This is a genomic window from Streptomyces sp. NPDC046925 (assembly GCF_040644915.1).
Classification (GTDB): Bacteria; Actinomycetota; Actinomycetes; order Streptomycetales; family Streptomycetaceae; genus Streptomyces.
This window is the reverse complement of sequence record NZ_JBEYWZ010000002.1, coordinates 1,450,554-1,465,723: the sequence shown is the minus strand read 5'-3', so window position 1 is coordinate 1,465,723 and position 15,170 is coordinate 1,450,554. Positions and strand designations below refer to the sequence as shown.

The 15,170-nt window shown below is 71.7% G+C and carries 14 protein-coding genes; 12 read left to right on the top strand and 2 right to left on the bottom strand.

Translation table 11 applies throughout. The features are described from left to right. Window position 1 precedes the first annotated feature (1 nt). The 12 genes from ABZ906_RS13125 (at window position 2) to ABZ906_RS13070 (ending at window position 13,025) form a co-directional block, all read left to right on the top strand. On the top strand, window positions 2-1,321 hold the full coding sequence (locus ABZ906_RS13125) for an O-antigen ligase domain-containing protein (protein ID WP_361381257.1): 1,320 nt from the start codon (window positions 2-4) through the stop codon (window positions 1,319-1,321). Between the two features lie 2 nt (window positions 1,322-1,323). After that, window positions 1,324-2,598 carry a glycosyltransferase family 4 protein gene (locus tag ABZ906_RS13120; protein WP_361381472.1) on the top strand — a complete coding sequence of 425 codons (1,275 nt, stop codon included), beginning with the start codon at window positions 1,324-1,326 and terminating at the stop codon, window positions 2,596-2,598. Continuing rightward, window positions 2,595-3,848 carry a class I SAM-dependent methyltransferase gene (locus ABZ906_RS13115; RefSeq protein WP_361381254.1) on the top strand — a complete coding sequence of 418 codons (1,254 nt, stop codon included), beginning with the start codon at window positions 2,595-2,597 and terminating at the stop codon, window positions 3,846-3,848. The genes ABZ906_RS13120 and ABZ906_RS13115 overlap by 4 nt, the downstream gene beginning before the upstream one ends. Further along, on the top strand, window positions 3,845-4,639 hold the full coding sequence (locus tag ABZ906_RS13110; protein ID WP_361381251.1) for a glucose-1-phosphate cytidylyltransferase: 795 nt from the start codon (window positions 3,845-3,847) through the stop codon (window positions 4,637-4,639). The genes ABZ906_RS13115 and ABZ906_RS13110 overlap by 4 nt, the downstream gene beginning before the upstream one ends. Continuing rightward, window positions 4,636-5,298 carry a PIG-L deacetylase family protein gene (locus tag ABZ906_RS13105; RefSeq protein WP_361183444.1) on the top strand — a complete coding sequence of 221 codons (663 nt, stop codon included), beginning with the start codon at window positions 4,636-4,638 and terminating at the stop codon, window positions 5,296-5,298. Before ABZ906_RS13110 ends, ABZ906_RS13105 begins: the two co-directional genes overlap by 4 nt. 3 nt (window positions 5,299-5,301) lie before the next feature. Further along, window positions 5,302-6,327: an SDR family oxidoreductase gene (locus ABZ906_RS13100; protein WP_361381248.1), complete on the top strand. Its 1,026-nt coding sequence runs from the start codon at window positions 5,302-5,304 to the stop codon at window positions 6,325-6,327. After that, complete coding sequence (locus ABZ906_RS13095) at window positions 6,324-7,613, top strand: DUF4910 domain-containing protein (protein WP_361381245.1); 1,290 nt, start codon at window positions 6,324-6,326, stop codon at window positions 7,611-7,613. The genes ABZ906_RS13100 and ABZ906_RS13095 overlap by 4 nt, the downstream gene beginning before the upstream one ends. An 89-nt stretch (window positions 7,614-7,702) precedes the next feature. Then, a complete protein-coding gene (locus ABZ906_RS13090; RefSeq protein ID WP_361381469.1) occupies window positions 7,703-8,965 on the top strand; it encodes a hypothetical protein in 1,263 nt (420 codons plus the stop codon). Further along, window positions 8,962-9,909, top strand: coding sequence for a glycosyltransferase family 2 protein (locus ABZ906_RS13085; RefSeq protein WP_361381242.1), 948 nt, complete (start codon window positions 8,962-8,964; stop codon window positions 9,907-9,909). Before ABZ906_RS13090 ends, ABZ906_RS13085 begins: the two co-directional genes overlap by 4 nt. Next, the gene (locus ABZ906_RS13080) at window positions 9,906-11,141 is read left to right on the top strand and encodes a polysaccharide pyruvyl transferase family protein (protein ID WP_361381239.1); all 1,236 of its coding nucleotides are present in this window, start codon (window positions 9,906-9,908) and stop codon (window positions 11,139-11,141) included. The genes ABZ906_RS13085 and ABZ906_RS13080 overlap by 4 nt, the downstream gene beginning before the upstream one ends. After that, window positions 11,138-11,689 carry a dTDP-4-dehydrorhamnose 3,5-epimerase gene (gene rfbC, locus ABZ906_RS13075; RefSeq protein WP_361183435.1) on the top strand — a complete coding sequence of 184 codons (552 nt, stop codon included), beginning with the start codon at window positions 11,138-11,140 and terminating at the stop codon, window positions 11,687-11,689. The genes ABZ906_RS13080 and rfbC overlap by 4 nt, the downstream gene beginning before the upstream one ends. A 7-nt stretch (window positions 11,690-11,696) precedes the next feature. Beyond that, the gene (locus ABZ906_RS13070) at window positions 11,697-13,025 is read left to right on the top strand and encodes a glutamate-1-semialdehyde 2,1-aminomutase (RefSeq protein WP_361381236.1); all 1,329 of its coding nucleotides are present in this window, start codon (window positions 11,697-11,699) and stop codon (window positions 13,023-13,025) included. 48 nt (window positions 13,026-13,073) lie between these two features. Here ABZ906_RS13070 and ABZ906_RS13065 read toward each other — a convergent pair whose 3' ends face one another. Together ABZ906_RS13065 and ABZ906_RS13060 are read right to left on the bottom strand one after the other, a co-directional pair. Further along, window positions 13,074-13,712: a phosphatase PAP2 family protein gene (locus ABZ906_RS13065; RefSeq protein ID WP_361381233.1), complete on the bottom strand. Its 639-nt coding sequence runs from the start codon at window positions 13,710-13,712 to the stop codon at window positions 13,074-13,076. A 213-nt stretch (window positions 13,713-13,925) separates the two neighbouring features. Next, complete coding sequence (locus tag ABZ906_RS13060) at window positions 13,926-15,116, bottom strand: MFS transporter (protein WP_361381230.1); 1,191 nt, start codon at window positions 15,114-15,116, stop codon at window positions 13,926-13,928. Window positions 15,117-15,170: the final 54 nt, after the last annotated feature.

Here is a 15,170-nt window from a genome sequence, read left to right as displayed (position 1 = left end):
GATGAGTCAGGACCTGCGGCGCGACGGCCTGCCGGGCGCAGCGGCCACGGAGGGTACGGCGGACACGGCGGTCGCACGGCCCGGCGCCGACGCGCGCCCCGGCACGCCGAAGCTCGTCGGGACCGTCTGGGGGCTGCTGATCCTCAACACGCTCGGCTCGGCCGGGGCGGAGACGGTCATCCCGCTGCCCCGCTCGCTCATCCAGCTGGTCACCATGGGCTCGCTGGTCGCCGCGTTCGCCCTCGCCCTCGCGCTCAATCCGCGGCTGCGTATCCACGCCAGCGCCTTCCTGCTGCTGCTCACCCTGCTCCTCGTGCCGAGCCTGATCTCCAGCCTGCAACTGGCTTCCGGGTTCGGCGCGCTGTTCCGCTGCTCCCGCTTCGCTCTCTTCGTCGGCACGCTGTGGCTGCTCAGCCGCTGGTGGGACGGGAGCGAGACGTTCGTCCGGCACCACATCCGCATCTACTTCGCGGTGCTCGGATCGGTCGCCGCTGGCGCGGTCATCTCTCCCGGCGCGGCCATGCCCGACGTCTACGGCGGGCGGCTCGTCGGTGCGTTGTGGCCGCTCACCCCGCCGCAGATCGGCCAGTACGCCGCGGTGATCATCGGGCTCACCGTGCTGCTCCTGCTCGGGCGCAGGACCGACAAGGTCAGCGCGACGGTCGTCATCGTGCCCTCGCTGGTCCTGCTCGCACTGACCCATACCAGGACCGCCACGCTCGGCATGCTCATAGGGCTCGCCCTCGCGATCGGTTCGCTCGTCCTGACCAGCGCCGCCGCCCGCCGGTTCTTCACCTGGGCGGTGGTCGTCACCACGGTGGCGGCGGTGGGGTTCGCCCCCCTGCTACGCGCGTGGTTCCTGCGCGGACAGAGCCAGGAGTACCTCACCAGCCTCACCGGCCGGGCCAAGGTCTGGGACGCCCTCCTCGCGGCACCCCGGACGACCGCCGAGAAGCTGTTCGGCATGGGCCTGGGCGACAAGTCGTTCGGGGGCCTGCCGATCGACAACAGCTGGCTGGCCGTCTACCACGAGCAGGGCTGGACCGGCGTCACCCTCGTGGCGGCGCTCGTCACCATCCTCGGCGCCGTCGCGCTGCTGCGACCGCCGTCCCTGGCGAGGGCGTGCGCGATCTTCCTGATCAGCTACTGCGCGATCGCCTCGTACACCGAGGCCGGCCTCGGCGACGCATCGCCGTACCTGCTGCACCTGGCCCTGGCCGCCTCGCTCCTCGCGGCGCCGCCCGCGGCCACGCCCCTCGCGAAGCCCGCGGCACCCCGACGCCGTATCCCGCGCTGGGCCCAAGATCGGAGGCGACTGTGAGCATGCACGTCCTCGTGGTGCACAACCGCTATGCCTCGGCACAGCCGAGCGGGGAGAACAACGTCGTCGACCAGGAGGCGGAGCTGCTGCGCGCGGCCGGTCACCGGGTCGAGATGTTCGAGCGGCGCAGCGACGACATCGGCGCCATGTCTCTGCCGACGAAGGCCGCGGTGCCGCTGCTCGTGCCCTGGAACCCCGCGGTCCGCTCCGAGCTCGCCGCCCGCCTGCGCGCCGCACGCCCCGACGTGGTGCACGTCCACAACGTCTTCCCGCTCCTGTCGCCCGCGGTCATCGCCGCCTGCGCGGACGCCGATGTGCCCGTCGTGGCGACGCTGCACAACTACACCCAGGTCTGCCCGCCCGGCACGCTGCAACGGGACGGCCGACCGTGCACCGAGTGCGTGGGGGCGACGCCGCTGCCCGCCGTCCGGCACGGCTGCTACCGGGGCTCCCGGCTCGCGACGGTGCCGCTCGCGCTCAGCCTTTCGGTCAACCGGCGGCGCTGGTGGTCCGGCGTGGAGCGGTTCTTCTGCATAAGCGCCGCGCAGCGCGACGTCCTGGTGCGGGCCGGCATGCCCGCCGAACGTCTCGTGGTGAAGCACAACTTCGTGCCGGACCCGGACGCCCGCCGGTCGGACGCCGGAGAGCAGCTGCTCTACCTCGGCCGGCTCGCGGAGGCCAAGGGCGTACGGCTGCTGATGGCCGCGTGGGACGAGCTCGCCGAGGCCGGCGGGGTGGGCGTGCCGCTCGCCATCGTCGGCACCGGTCCGCTGAAGGACGAGGTGGCCGCCTGGGCGGCGGGCCGGGACGACGTGCGGTACCTCGGTCTGTACGACCCGGAGCAGTGCCGGCAGGCCATCGCGCGCTCGGTGGCGGTGGTGGCTCCCTCGACGTGGCTCGAGGCATTCGGCCTGGTGGTCGTGGAGGCGATGGCGGCGGGGGTCCCGACCGTCGCCGCCGGTCACGGCGCCTTCGTGGAACTCGTCGAGGACGGGGTGACCGGGCTGCTTCACCGGCCCGGTGACGCCGCCTCACTCGCGTCCTGTCTGCGCCGGATCACGGCCGATCCGGCACGGAACCAGGAGATGGGCCGGGCGGGCCGACGCCGTTACGAGCAGGGCTTCAGCCCGGCCGTCGGTCTTGAACGCCTGGTGGAGGGGTATCGCACCGCGATCGCGGTGCGGGCCGGCGGCGGGCAGAGCCCGCCGCCCGCACGGAACGGAAACACAGGCTCGCGGTGGGGCACCCGCGCGAGCAGAACTGGGGGGAACAGATGACACGATGCCGACTCTGCGGCTCGGCGGCGCTGGGGAGCGTCGTCGACCTGGGGGCGACCCCGCCGTGCGAGAGCTTTCTCGCCGCGGACCAACTCGACAAGGCCGAACCGGCGTACCCGCTCCATCTGCGGGTCTGCACCGACTGCTGGCTCGCGCAGATTCCGCCGCTGATCAAGCCGGAGGAGACGTTCACGGAGTACGCGTACTTCTCCTCCTTCTCGACGTCCTGGGTGGAGCACGCGCGCACGTTCGTCGCCGGCGCGGTGGAGCGGGCGGAGCTCGGGCCCGACGCCTTCGTGGTCGAGGTCGCGAGCAACGACGGGTATCTCCTGAAGCACGTGGTGGACCGGGGGATCCGCTGCCTGGGCATCGAGCCGTCGGTGAACGTCGGCGCCGCGGCACGCGACGCGGGTGTCCCCACGCTCACGGAGTTCCTGAGCCCGGACACCGGCTCGGCCGTCCGCGCCGAGCACGGCCCGGCGGACCTGGTCGTGGCCAACAACGTGTACGCGCACATCCCCGACGTGGTCGGCTTCACCGAGGGGCTGCGCGCCCTGGTCGCCGACGACGGCTGGGTCTCCATCGAGGTGCAGCACCTGCTGACCCTGATCGAGGAGAACCAGTACGACACGATCTACCACGAGCACTTCCAGTACTACACGGTCGCGTCCGCGATCCGGGCGCTCGCCAGCGGCGGACTCGCCCTCGTGGACGTCGAGTTGCTGCCCACGCACGGCGGCTCCATCCGGCTGTGGGCACGCCCCGCAGAGGTGGCCGGCGAGCCGTCCCAGCGGGTTGTCGACGTACTGGCCAGGGAGAAGGCCGCCGGTCTCCAGGAGCTGTCCGGGTACACCGAGTTCTCCGCGCGGGTGGCCAAGGTGCGCCGGGATCTCCTGAAGTTCCTCATCACCGCGGCCGAGGACGGCAAGACGGTCGTCGGCTACGGCGCCCCGGGCAAGGGCAACACCCTGCTCAACCACTGCGGCATCCGGCCCGACCTGCTCGCGTACACCGTCGACCGGAACCCGTACAAGCACGGCAGGTTCACCCCGGGCACCCGGATCCCGATCCTGCCGCCCGAGCAGATCGCCGTCGACAAGCCCGACTACGTCCTCGTCCTGCCGTGGAACCTGCGGGCCGAGCTGGTCGAGCAGCTGTCCTTCGTGCACGAGTGGGGCGGCCGCCTTGTCTTCCCCATCCCGGAACTGAGCATTGCCGAGGTCGCGTCGTCGCAGGAGGTCACAGCATGAAGGTCGTACTCTTCTGCGGCGGTTACGGGATGCGGATGCGCAGCGGCGCTGCCGACGACGTGCCCAAGCCGATGGCGATGGTCGGCCCGCGGCCGCTGATCTGGCACGTGATGCGCTACTACGCGCACTTCGGGCACACCGAGTTCATCCTGTGCCTGGGCTACGGAGCCCACCACATCAAGAACTTCTTCCTCAACTACGAGGAGACGACGTCCAACGACTTCGTGCTGCGGGGCGGAGAGACCGAGCTGCTCTCCACCGACATCTCGGACTGGACGATCACGTTCGCGCAGACCGGCATCGAGTCACCGATCGGGGAACGCCTGCGCCGGGTGCGCCACCACCTGGACGGCGACGAGATGTTCCTCGCCAACTACGCCGACGTGCTCACCGACGCCCCCCTGCCGGAGATGATCGACCGGTTCGCCGCACGTGACGCGGGCGCGTCGATGATGGTGGTGCCGCCGCAGTCCTCGTTCCACTGCGTGGAGCTGGGCGAGGACGGCCTGGTGGGAGGCATCACCCCCGTCAGCGAACTGCCGATGTGGGAGAACGGCGGCTACTTCGTGCTCCGCCAGGAGGTCTTCGACCACATACCGCAGAACGGTGACCTGGTCGCCGACGGCTGCGGCGGCCTCGCCAAGCAGGGACGCCTCGTGGCGCACCAGCACCGCGGCTTCTGGAAGCCGACCGACACCGTGAAGGAACGGGCCGCGCTCGACGAGGCCTACGCCCGCGGCGATCGCCCGTGGGCCGTGTGGGAGCGGGACAGCGCCGGGGTGAGCGCGTGATCGGGCTCGGCGCCGGGCGCCTGGACCGGATCGTCGCGGTGGGCGCGCACTGCGACGACATCGCCATCGGCGCGGGCGGCACGCTGCTCGCGCTGTGCCGCGCGCGGCCGGGCATCCGCGTCGACGCGCTGGTGCTCACCGGCGGCGGCAGCGAGCGCGAGCAGGAGGAGCAGGCCGCGCTCGCCGCCTTCTGCCCCGGCGCCGACCTGCGCCTCACCGTGCTCAAACTCAGCGACGGCCGGCTGCCCGCGCAGTGGGAGGAAGCCAAGGGCGCCGTCGAGGAACTGCGCGAGCGGACCGAGCCGGACCTGGTCCTCGCGCCGCGCACCGATGACGCGCACCAGGACCACCGGGGCCTCGCGCAACTGATGACCACCGCCTTCCGCGACCACCTCGTACTCGGCTACGAGATCGTCAAATGGGACGGCGACCTCGGCCGCATGCCGGCGTACCAGCCGCTGTCGCCGGAGACCGCCGAACAGAAGGTGCGGCTGCTGCAGGAGCACTACCCCTCGCAGCGGCACCGGCCCTGGTACGACCGGGAGGCCTTCCTCGGCCTCGCACGGATCCGGGGCATCGAATGCCACGCGCGATACGCCGAGGCGTTCGCCGTCACCAAACTCACGCTCGATCTCGGCACTTTCGACCAGGGGGAATGAACCTTGCGCGTACTGCTCACCGGACACCAGGGCTACTTGGGCACCGTCATGGCCCCGGTACTCACGGCCGCCGGACACGAAGTCGTCGGCCTTGACGCCGGTCTGTTCGCCGACTGCGTGCTCGGCCCGCCGCCCGCCGACCCGCAGGGTCACCGGGTGGACCTGCGCGACCTCACCGCCGAACACGTGGCCGGGGTCGACGCCGTGATCCACCTGGCCGCCCTCTCCAACGACCCGCTCGGCTCCCTCGCGCCGGAACTCACCTACGACATCAACCACCACGCGTCCGTACAGCTCGCCCGGCTGGCCCGCGACGCCGGAGTGCGGCGCTTCCTGTACGCGTCCACCTGCTCGGTCTACGGCGCCGCGGGCGGCAGCGATCTGGTGGGCGAGGACGCCCCGCTGCGCCCGGTCACGCCGTACGCGGAGTCCAAGGTGCGCGTGGAGGACGACCTGCACGCGCTCGCCGACGGCGACTTCAGCCCGGTGTACATGCGCAACGCCACCGCCTTCGGCTACTCGCCCCGGCTGCGCGCCGACATCGTCCTGAACAACCTGGTGGGCCACGCGCTCCTGTCCGGCGAGGTCCTCGTGCTCTCCGACGGCACCCCCTGGCGCCCGCTGGTGCACGCCGCCGACATCGCGCGGGCCTTCACCGCGGCCCTGGACGCGCCGCAAGAGGCGGTGCACGACCGGGCGTTCAACATCGGCAGCGAGACCAACAACGTCACGGTCGCCGAGATCGCCGAGCAGGTCGCCGATGCGGTGTCCGGCGCGAAGGTCAGGATCACCGGGGAGAACGGCGCCGACCCGCGTTCCTACCGGGTGGACTTCTCCCGGTTCCGCGCCGCGATCCCCGGCTTCGACTGCGAGTGGACGGTCAAGCAGGGCGCGCTCGAACTCGCCGACGCCTACCGGAAGTTCGGTCTGACCCGCGAGGACTTCGAGCAGCGCTTCACCCGCCTTGCCGTGCTGCGCTCGGCGTCCGAGGCCGGCACCGTCGACGACACCCTGCGGCGGCGCGGATGACCATACGGCTCGAGGAAGACACCGGCGAACAGATGCACGCGCTGGTGGAACGGCTCTACCCGCTCTGCCGCAGCATCACGGGTGACGGCGTGCGCGCCACCCTGGACATCGTCGGTGAGTACGTCCCGCTGCAGGTGCACGAGGTGCCGACCGGCACGCAGGTGCTCGACTGGACGGTGCCGCAGGAGTGGAACATCCGGGACGCGTACGTCGCCGACAGCGCGGGCAACCGCGTCGTCGACTTCGCCGCGTCCAGCCTGCACGTGCTCGGCTACAGCGTGCCGGTGTCGCGGACCATGCCCCTGTCCGAACTCTGTGACCATCTGCACACCCTGCCGGACCATCCGACATGGGTGCCGTACCGCACCAGTTACTACAAGCCGACCTGGGGATTCTGCCTGGCCCAGGAGACCCTGGACGCGCTCCCGGACGGCGAGTACGAGGTGTGCGTCGACTCCACGCTGGAGGACGGCCACCTCACCTACGCCGAGCACGTCGTCCCCGGACAGGTGCCCGACGAGGTGATCGTCTCCTGCCACGTCTGCCATCCGTCGCTGGCCAACGACAACCTGGCCGGGATCGCGGTGGCCACGTTCCTGGCCAGGGCGCTCACGGAGACAACCCCGTACTACACCTATCGGTTCATCTACGCGCCCGGCACCGTGGGCGCCATCACCTGGCTGGCCCGCAACAAGGAACGGGTGGACCAGATCAAGCACGGGCTCGTGCTCGCCTGCGCGGGGGACTCGGGGCAGCTGACGTACAAACAGAGCAGGCGCGGTGACGCGGAGATCGACCGGGTGCTCGGGCATGTGCTGCGGGTCTCCCAACGCCCGCACGACGTCAGGGAGTTCACTCCGTACGGGTATGACGAGCGGCAGTACTGCTCACCCGGGTTCAACCTCGGCGTGGGCTCGCTCAGCAGGACGCCGTACTCCGAATATCCGGAGTACCACACCTCGGCCGACAACCCGGACTTCGTGTCCCCGGCGGCGATGGCGGACACCCTCGCGGTGTGCCGCGAGGCGTTCGCCGTCCTCGACCGCAACCGGCGCTATCTCAACCTCAGCCCTTACGGCGAACCGCAGTTGGGACGGCGCGGTCTTTACGACGCGCTCGGCGGCCGCAGTGACACCAAGGAGGCCCAGATGGCCATGCTCTGGGTGCTCAACCTCTCCGACGGCGAGCACAGTCTGCTCGACGTCGCCGAGCGGTCCGGGCTTCCGTTCGACACCGTCGCCGTCGCGGCCGACGCCCTGCACGGCGCCGGGCTGATCAAAGCGTGACGCCGATGACCGCCGGGGAGGAGCCGATGACGACCGGGGAGGAGAAGACAGCCACCGGGGAGGAGAAGACAGCCACCGGGGAGGAGAAGATGGCCCGGCCCGCCGCAAGGAGGGCCATCCTCGGCCGGCTGTCCTGGGGCCTCGCCGACCAGGCCGCCTCCAGCCTGTCCAACTTCGCGGTGGGGATCTACGTCGCCCGCTCCCTGGGCCTGACCGCGTTCGGCGTGTTCAGCCTGGCCTGGGTGACGTACGGAGTGGTGCTCAGCGTCTCCCGCGGCCTGGCCACCGACCCGCTCGTGGTGCGCTTCAGCGGCGTGTCGGAGACGTCGTGGCGCGGCGCGGTCGCCCGGTCGTCGGGCACCGCGCTCGGCGTCGGCGCCGTCATCGGCGCGGCCTGTCTGGTGGTCGGCCTCGCCCTCGGCGGCCAGGTGGGGCCCGCGTTCGCGGGCCTCGGCCTGATGCTGCCGGGGCTGCTCGTGCAGGACGCCTGGCGGTACTCGTTCTTCGCCGCCGGCGACGGCCGGAAGGCGTTCGTGAACGACGTCGTGTGGGGCGTCGCGCTCGTGCCGGCCATGGTGGTGGCGGCCCGGGTGGGCAGCGTGACGGCCTTCGTGCTCGCCTGGGGCGCGTCCGCCACGGTGGCCGCGGTGTACGGCTGCTTCCAGTCCGGCATCCGGCCCCGCCTGACCGGAGGGCGCGACTGGCTTCGCGAGCACCGCGACCTCAGCTACCGGTACCTGATCGAGAACGTCGGCGTCAGCGGTTCGAGCCAGCTGCGCGCCTACGGACTCGGCGCGATCGTCGGAGTCAGCGCGGTGGGCGTGATCCGGGGCGCCGAGCTGCTGCTCGGCCCGTTCCTCGCCGTCCTGATGGGGCTGACCCTTGTCACCGTCGCCGAGGCGGCCCGGATGCTGCGCCAGGCCCCGGAAAAGCTCGGCCGGTTCTGCCTCTTCCTCGGCGGCGGGCAGGCCGTCGGCGCGCTCCTGTGGGGCTCGGTGCTGCTGCTGATGCCGGACCGGCTCGGCGAGCTCATCCTCGGCGACGTCTGGAGCTCCTCCTCGGCGATCATCGTGCCGGTCACGCTCGGCGTCGCGGGCGCCGGCATCGGCACCGGCGCGGCGGCCGGTCTGCGTGCGCTCGCCGCGGCCCGGCGCAGCCTGCGCTGCCAGCTGTTCGCCTCCACCTGCTACGTCGCCGGCGGGCTCGGCGGCGCGGTCGTGGCCGGCACGGCCGGTTCGGCCTGGGGCGTCGCCTCCGCCTCCCTCTGCAGCTCCGCCGTGTGGTGGCTGCAACTGCGGTCCGCTCTGCGCGAGCGCCGCCAGAACCCCGTACCCGAAGTGAGGACGCAATGACCGCCCATCCCCGGTTGAGCATCGGCCTGCCCGTCTACAACGGCGAGGAGTATCTCGCCGAGTCGCTCGACGCGCTGCTCGGGCAGACCTACGAGGACTTCGAGCTGGTCATCACCGACAACGCCTCGACCGACAAGACGCAGGAGATCTGCCGCGAGTACGCCGCGAAGGACTCGCGCATCCGCTACATCCGGCTGCTGCGCAACATCGGCGCCGCGCCGAACCACAACTACGTGTTCACCCAGTGCCGCGGCGAACTGTTCAAGTGGGCGTCGCACGACGACCTGTACGCACGGGACCTGCTGCGGCGCTGCGTGGAGGCGCTCGACGAACGCCCCGACGTGATCCTCGCGCACGCCGACCAGGCGGTCATCGACGGCGACGGCAAGGTGACGGTCCCTTACGAGTACACGCTCGCCACCGACTCGCCGCGCGCGCCGGAGCGCTTTCGCAGCATGCTGTTCGAGCCCGGCGGCGACGACTTCTACGGGGTGATGCGGGCCGACGTGCTGCGCCGGGTGAAGCCGCACGACAGCTACCACCACGCGGACCGCACGTTCGTCGCCGAGATCGCCCTGCACGGGCCCTTCCACCAGGTGCCCGAGCTGCTGTACTTCCGCCGCGACCACCCCACCCGCGCCGAGCGGGCCAACCCCTCCATGCGCTCCCGGTGCGTCAACCTCGACCCGCGCCGGGCAGGCGCGCTGCACCCGACGCCCCGGCTGCTCGCCGAGTACGTCTGGGGTTTCGTCGAGGCGATCCGGCGGGCCCCGCTGTCCGTGACCGACCGGCGCGCCTGCTACCGCCACCTCGCCGCATGGATGACCAGCCGGGCCCGCCCCGGCGCCGGCGAGCGGGTCGAGGACCGCGACCCGGTCGACCCGGCCCTGTTCACCGTCTCCGTCGACGACCTCGTCGCCGGCCGCGAAGGGAGGCGGGCATGACGTCCGGAGGCGAAACTCCCGTGCGTGTCGGGGTGTTCGGTCTGCTCGGCTCGGGCAACGTCGGCAACAACGGGTCGCTCGAAGCCGTGCTCGGCTTCCTGCGCGCCGAGCACCCGAAGGCGGTCGTGGACGCGCTGTGCGGCGGACCCGAGGACGTCACGACCCGCTACCGCATCCCCGCGACGCGGCTGAACTGGTACCGCGGCGAGTACCGCACCGCGTCACGCGCGGGCGCGATCGCGGCCAAGGGTCTGGGCAAACTCGTCGACGTCGTCCGCACCGCCGCCTGGGTGCGGCGGCACGACGTGGTGATCGTGCCGGGCACCGGCGTCCTAGAGACGACGCTGCCGCTGCGGCCGTGGGGCTTCCCCTACTCGTTGTTCCTGCTCTGCGCGACCGGCCGGCTCTTCGGCACCCGGGTGGCGCTGGTCAGCGTCGGCGCGGGCACGATCGGCAACCGGCCGACGCGGACCCTGGTGCGCTGGTCGGCGCGGCTGGCCGCCTACCGGTCGTTCCGGGACGACCAGTCCCGCGAGGCGATGCGGACGATGAAGGTGGACACCCGGGGCGACAAGGTCTACGAGGATCTCGTGTTCGCCCTGCCGACACCGTCCGCGAACGAGCCCGCCGGGCCGCCGGGACCCGTCTGCGTCGGCGTCATGGACTTCCACGGCAGCAACGACGAGCGCGCCAGGGCCGTCGAGATCAACCGGCGCTATCTGGAGGGGACGACCGCGTTCGTACGGGCGCTGGTCGAGGACGGCAGGCCGGTCCGCCTGGTCACCGGCGACGATCTCGACCGGCCTGTGGCCGAGGCGATCCTCGACGCGGTGGACTCGCCGCTGGTCACCGCCGCCGACACGGCCTCGCTCGACGACCTGATGAAGGAGATGGCGGCCGCCGACACCGTGGTGGCGACCCGCTACCACAACCTGATCTGCGCGATGAAGGTCGGCACGCCGACCCTCGCCGTCAGCTATTCGGCCAAGAGCGACGTACTCATGGACCGGATGGGGCTCGGCACGTACTGCCACCCGGCCCGCGAGGTGGACGCCGACCGGCTGCTCGAACAGTTCCGGGCACTGGAGCGGAACTCGGCCGAGGTACGGCACATCCTCGCCGAACAGAACCTGCTCGCCGCCCGGCGCCTGGAAGACCAGTTCACCGCCCTGACCGCGGCAGTGTTTCCGGCGTTCCCGACGACCGACCACACCCTGCGGGAGGCCACATGAAGGCGACCGACGTCCCGGCGATCCACGGCGCGTACCTGTTCGAGCCGACCCCGTACGCCGACGAACGTGGCTTCTTCTGCCGCACGTTCGACGCCGACGTGGTCCGCTCGGTCGGCCTCGACCCGGACAGCTTCATCCAGGACAGCCTGTCCCGCTCGGTTCAGGGCGTGGTGCGCGGGATGCACCTGCGCTCCGGAGCGGGCGAGGCCAAGCTCGTCCGGTGCTCGTACGGCAAGGTCTTCGACGTCGTCGTGGACCTGCGCCCGGATTCGCCGACCTTCCTGGGCCGGGCCTTCTTCGAGCTGTCCGGCGAGACACAGGTGACCCTGTACATCCCGGCGGGGTGCGCGCACGGCTTCCAGGCGCTGACCGAGACCGCCGACACCTCGTACCGCATCGACCGCCCGCACGATCCGGCCGAGGACGTGACGATCGCCTTCGACGACCCGGAGCTCGCCATTCCGTGGCCGCTGCCGGTCACCCTGATGTCCAAGCGGGACCGGGAGGCGCCGAGCCTCGCCGCGGCCCTGCAGCAACAAGAAAGCTGAGGCCGGCGTGAGCACCGAAGAATTCCGACTGCCGCAGTCGCGGAAGGCGAACGAGCGGCTGCACGCCATGATCCCCGGGGGCGCGCACACCTACGCCAAGGGCGACGACCAGTACCCCGAAGACCTGGCTCCGGTCATCAGCCACGGCCAGGGCGCCCATGTATGGGACGTCGACGGCAACCGCTACATCGAGTACGGCTCGGGCCTGCGGTCGGTCAGCCTCGGCCACGCGCACCCACGCGTGCTCGAAGCGGTACGGCGGGAACTCGACCGCGGCAGCAACTTCGTCCGGCCGTCCATCGTGGAGGCCGACGCCGCGGAACGCTTCCTGGCCACGGTGCCGACCGCCGAGATGGTGAAGTTCGCGAAGAACGGCTCCGACGCCACCACCGGCGCGGTACGCCTCGCCCGCGCCGTCACCGGGCGCCCGCGGGTGGCCATCTGCGGCGACCATCCGTTCTTCTCCGTCGACGACTGGTTCATCGCCACCACGCCGATGTCCGCCGGTATCCCGGCGGCGACCACCGACCTCACCGTCACCTTCCCGTACGGGGACCTGGCCGCGACGGAGGAGCTGCTCACCCGGTACGAGGGCGAGATCGCCTGCCTGATCCTCGAACCGGCCACCACCCACACCGAACCGCCGCCCGGCTACCTCGCGGGCCTGCGGGACCTGGCCGACCGGCACGGCTGCGTGCTGGTTTTCGACGAGATGATCACCGGCCTCCGCTGGTCCGAGGCGGGCGCCCAGGGCCTGTACGGGGTCACCCCCGACCTCTCCACGTTCGGCAAGGCGCTGGGCAACGGGTTCGCCGTCTCCGCGCTCGCCGGGCGCCGCGACCTGATGGAGCGGGGCGGCCTGCGCCACTCAGAGGAGCGGGTGTTCCTGCTGTCCACCACGCACGGCGCGGAGACGCACTCCCTGGCAGCGGCGATGGCCGTGCTCACCACCTACGCCGAGGAAGGCATCACCGCGCGCCTGCACGCCCTCGGCGAGCGGTTGGCCGCCGGGGTGCGCGAGGTCGCGGCCGGCATGGGCGTCGGCGACCACGTCCTCGTCCGGGGGCGGGCCAGCAACCTGGTCTTCGCCACCCTGGACGAGAACCGGCAGCCGTCGCAGCCGTACCGCACCCTGTTCCTGCGACAGCTGTTGGCGGGCGGGGTGCTCGCCCCGTCGTTCGTGGTGAGCAGCGCGCTCGACGACGCGGACATCGACCGCACCGTCGACGTGGTGGCCCAGGCATGTGCGGTGTACCGGAAGGCACTTGACGCCGGTGACCCCACTCCCTGGCTTGCGGGGCGGCCGGTGAAGCCGGTGTTCCGGCCTTTCGCATGAGGATTCGCGTGGGGTTTCGCGTGGGATTTCGCGTGAGTTGAGGCGACGTCAGCGGCGCTTCCACGCGCCGCTGTCGGCCACCCGGTCGACAAGGAGGCCGGTCACCGGCACCACGGCAAGCGCCGTGCACCAGCCGCCGAGAATGTCGGTCGGGTAGTGCGCGCCCAGAGCGACCTGCGCCCAGCCCATGGCGATACCGGCGACCAGCGCCGCGCCGAGCACGAGCAGCGCGCCGGCCGTCCTGCCGAGGCCGAGCGGGCCGGTCGCGAGCAGCGCCGCCACGAGGGCGAGCGCGGTGAAGAAGGCGGTGTGCCCGCTCGGGTAGGACAGGTTCTCGGGTCCGTGGATGGTGCGTCCCACCAGGAACTTGAGCAGCGTCGCCGTCACGACGGTCAGCCCGGTGGCGGCCACGACGAACACGGCCGCGCGAGGCCGCCGCCGCAGCAGACAGGCCGCCACGGCGGCCACGACCAGCACCGCCGCTCCAGCGGGCTCACCCAGGAAATCCGTGGCCAGAGCGACGCCCCGCCACGGTTGGCCCACACTGTCGTCCGTCGGCTGTACGAACCACCTGTCCACGGCGCCCGACTGGCTGTGCCCGGCGTACATGACCCCGAGCACGACGACCACCAGGGCGGCGATGACGGCGATCAGCGCGAGCCGGGCACGCAGGGGCGGGGGAAGCACCGCGAGCGGTAAGTGGTAGTCCGGATCTTGTTTCCCCCGGACGCCCGAAGCGGCGTCAGGGCGCGGCCCTTCGTCCGACCGGTGAGCAACCATGAACCTGCGGCCTCCGCTTCCCCTGCCCAAGACCCGAACTCGCCAGCCTGTCCCTCACCCTAACCAACAACCGCTCGCGGCACGTTGGAGTCGGACAGGCGGCGGCGAAGCCCCCCCCCGTCACCGACGGGCCGTGAGTCCGATCAGTGCGGCGAGGCCCGCGAGTACGGCCACGCTGGTGAGGGCGATGGGCAGGGTGAACCAGTCGGCCATGAAGCCGATCGCGGGCGGTCCCAGGAGCATGCCGCCGTAGCCGAGGGTGGAGGCGGTGGCGACGCCGTTGGGTCCGGCCATGGCGCCCGCGCGCTCGACGGCGACGGGGAAGATGTTGGCGAGCCCGAGGCCGGTGACGGCGAAGCCGACGAGCGCCAGCCAGACGGTGGGGGCGAGCGCGCCGAGGAGCATGCCGGCGGCGGCCGTGGTGCCGCCGGCGACGAGTATGGGGGTCTGGCCGAGGCGTTCGAGCAGGGTGGTTCCGCTGAGCCGGCCGATGGTCATGGCGAGCGCGAAGCAGGAGTACCCGGCGGCCGCGACGCCGGGGTGGGCGGCCAGGTCCTGTTCGAGGTGGAGGGCGCCCCAGTCGGCGAGCGCGCCTTCGCCGAAGGCCGTGCACAGGGCGATGAGGCCGAAGACGATCACCATTCGGCGGGTGCGGCCGTCGAGGCGCGCGGGGGCGGCGTCCGTGTCCGGGCGGTCGGCCGCGGGCACCGGCGCTTCGAGGCGCAGGAGCGCGCGTCCGGCGACGGCGGTGACGAGCAGGCCGAGCACGGTGAGGCCGAGCAGGTGCCGGGTGGGGGACAGGGACCCGGCGATCAGCCCGCCGAGCCCCGCGCCCGCCATGCCGCCCAGGCTGAAGGCGGCGTGGAAGCTGGGCATGATCGGGCGCCGCAGGGCGGCCACCAGGTCGACGGCGGCGCTGTTCATCGCCACGTTGATCCCGCCGTAGGCGGCTCCGAACACCAGGAGTACGAGCCCGAGCGCGAGTGCCGAATGCGTCAGCGGCGGCAGCGCGATGCTCAGCGGCAACAGGACTCCGCAGGCCACGGTCACCGGATGGCTGCCGAAGCGGCGGCAGAGCCGTCCGGTGAGCGTCATCGTGATCACCGCACCGGCGGAGACCCCGAGCAGCGCGAGCCCGAGATCGCTCGCCGACGCGCCGGTCTGTTCCTTGATGGCGGGGATGCGGACGACCCATCCGGCGAAGATGAAGCCGTCGAGCGCGAAGAAGACGGTGAGTGCGACACGGAGCCGGACAAGGTTCGGGGGAGTGGCCCGCGACGCTGCGGACGTGGTTTTGTTTAGTAGCGGCACAAAGTCAGGGTAGAGGTGTGCACCCGTGGCGGACAAGACGCCTCGTGTGAGGCG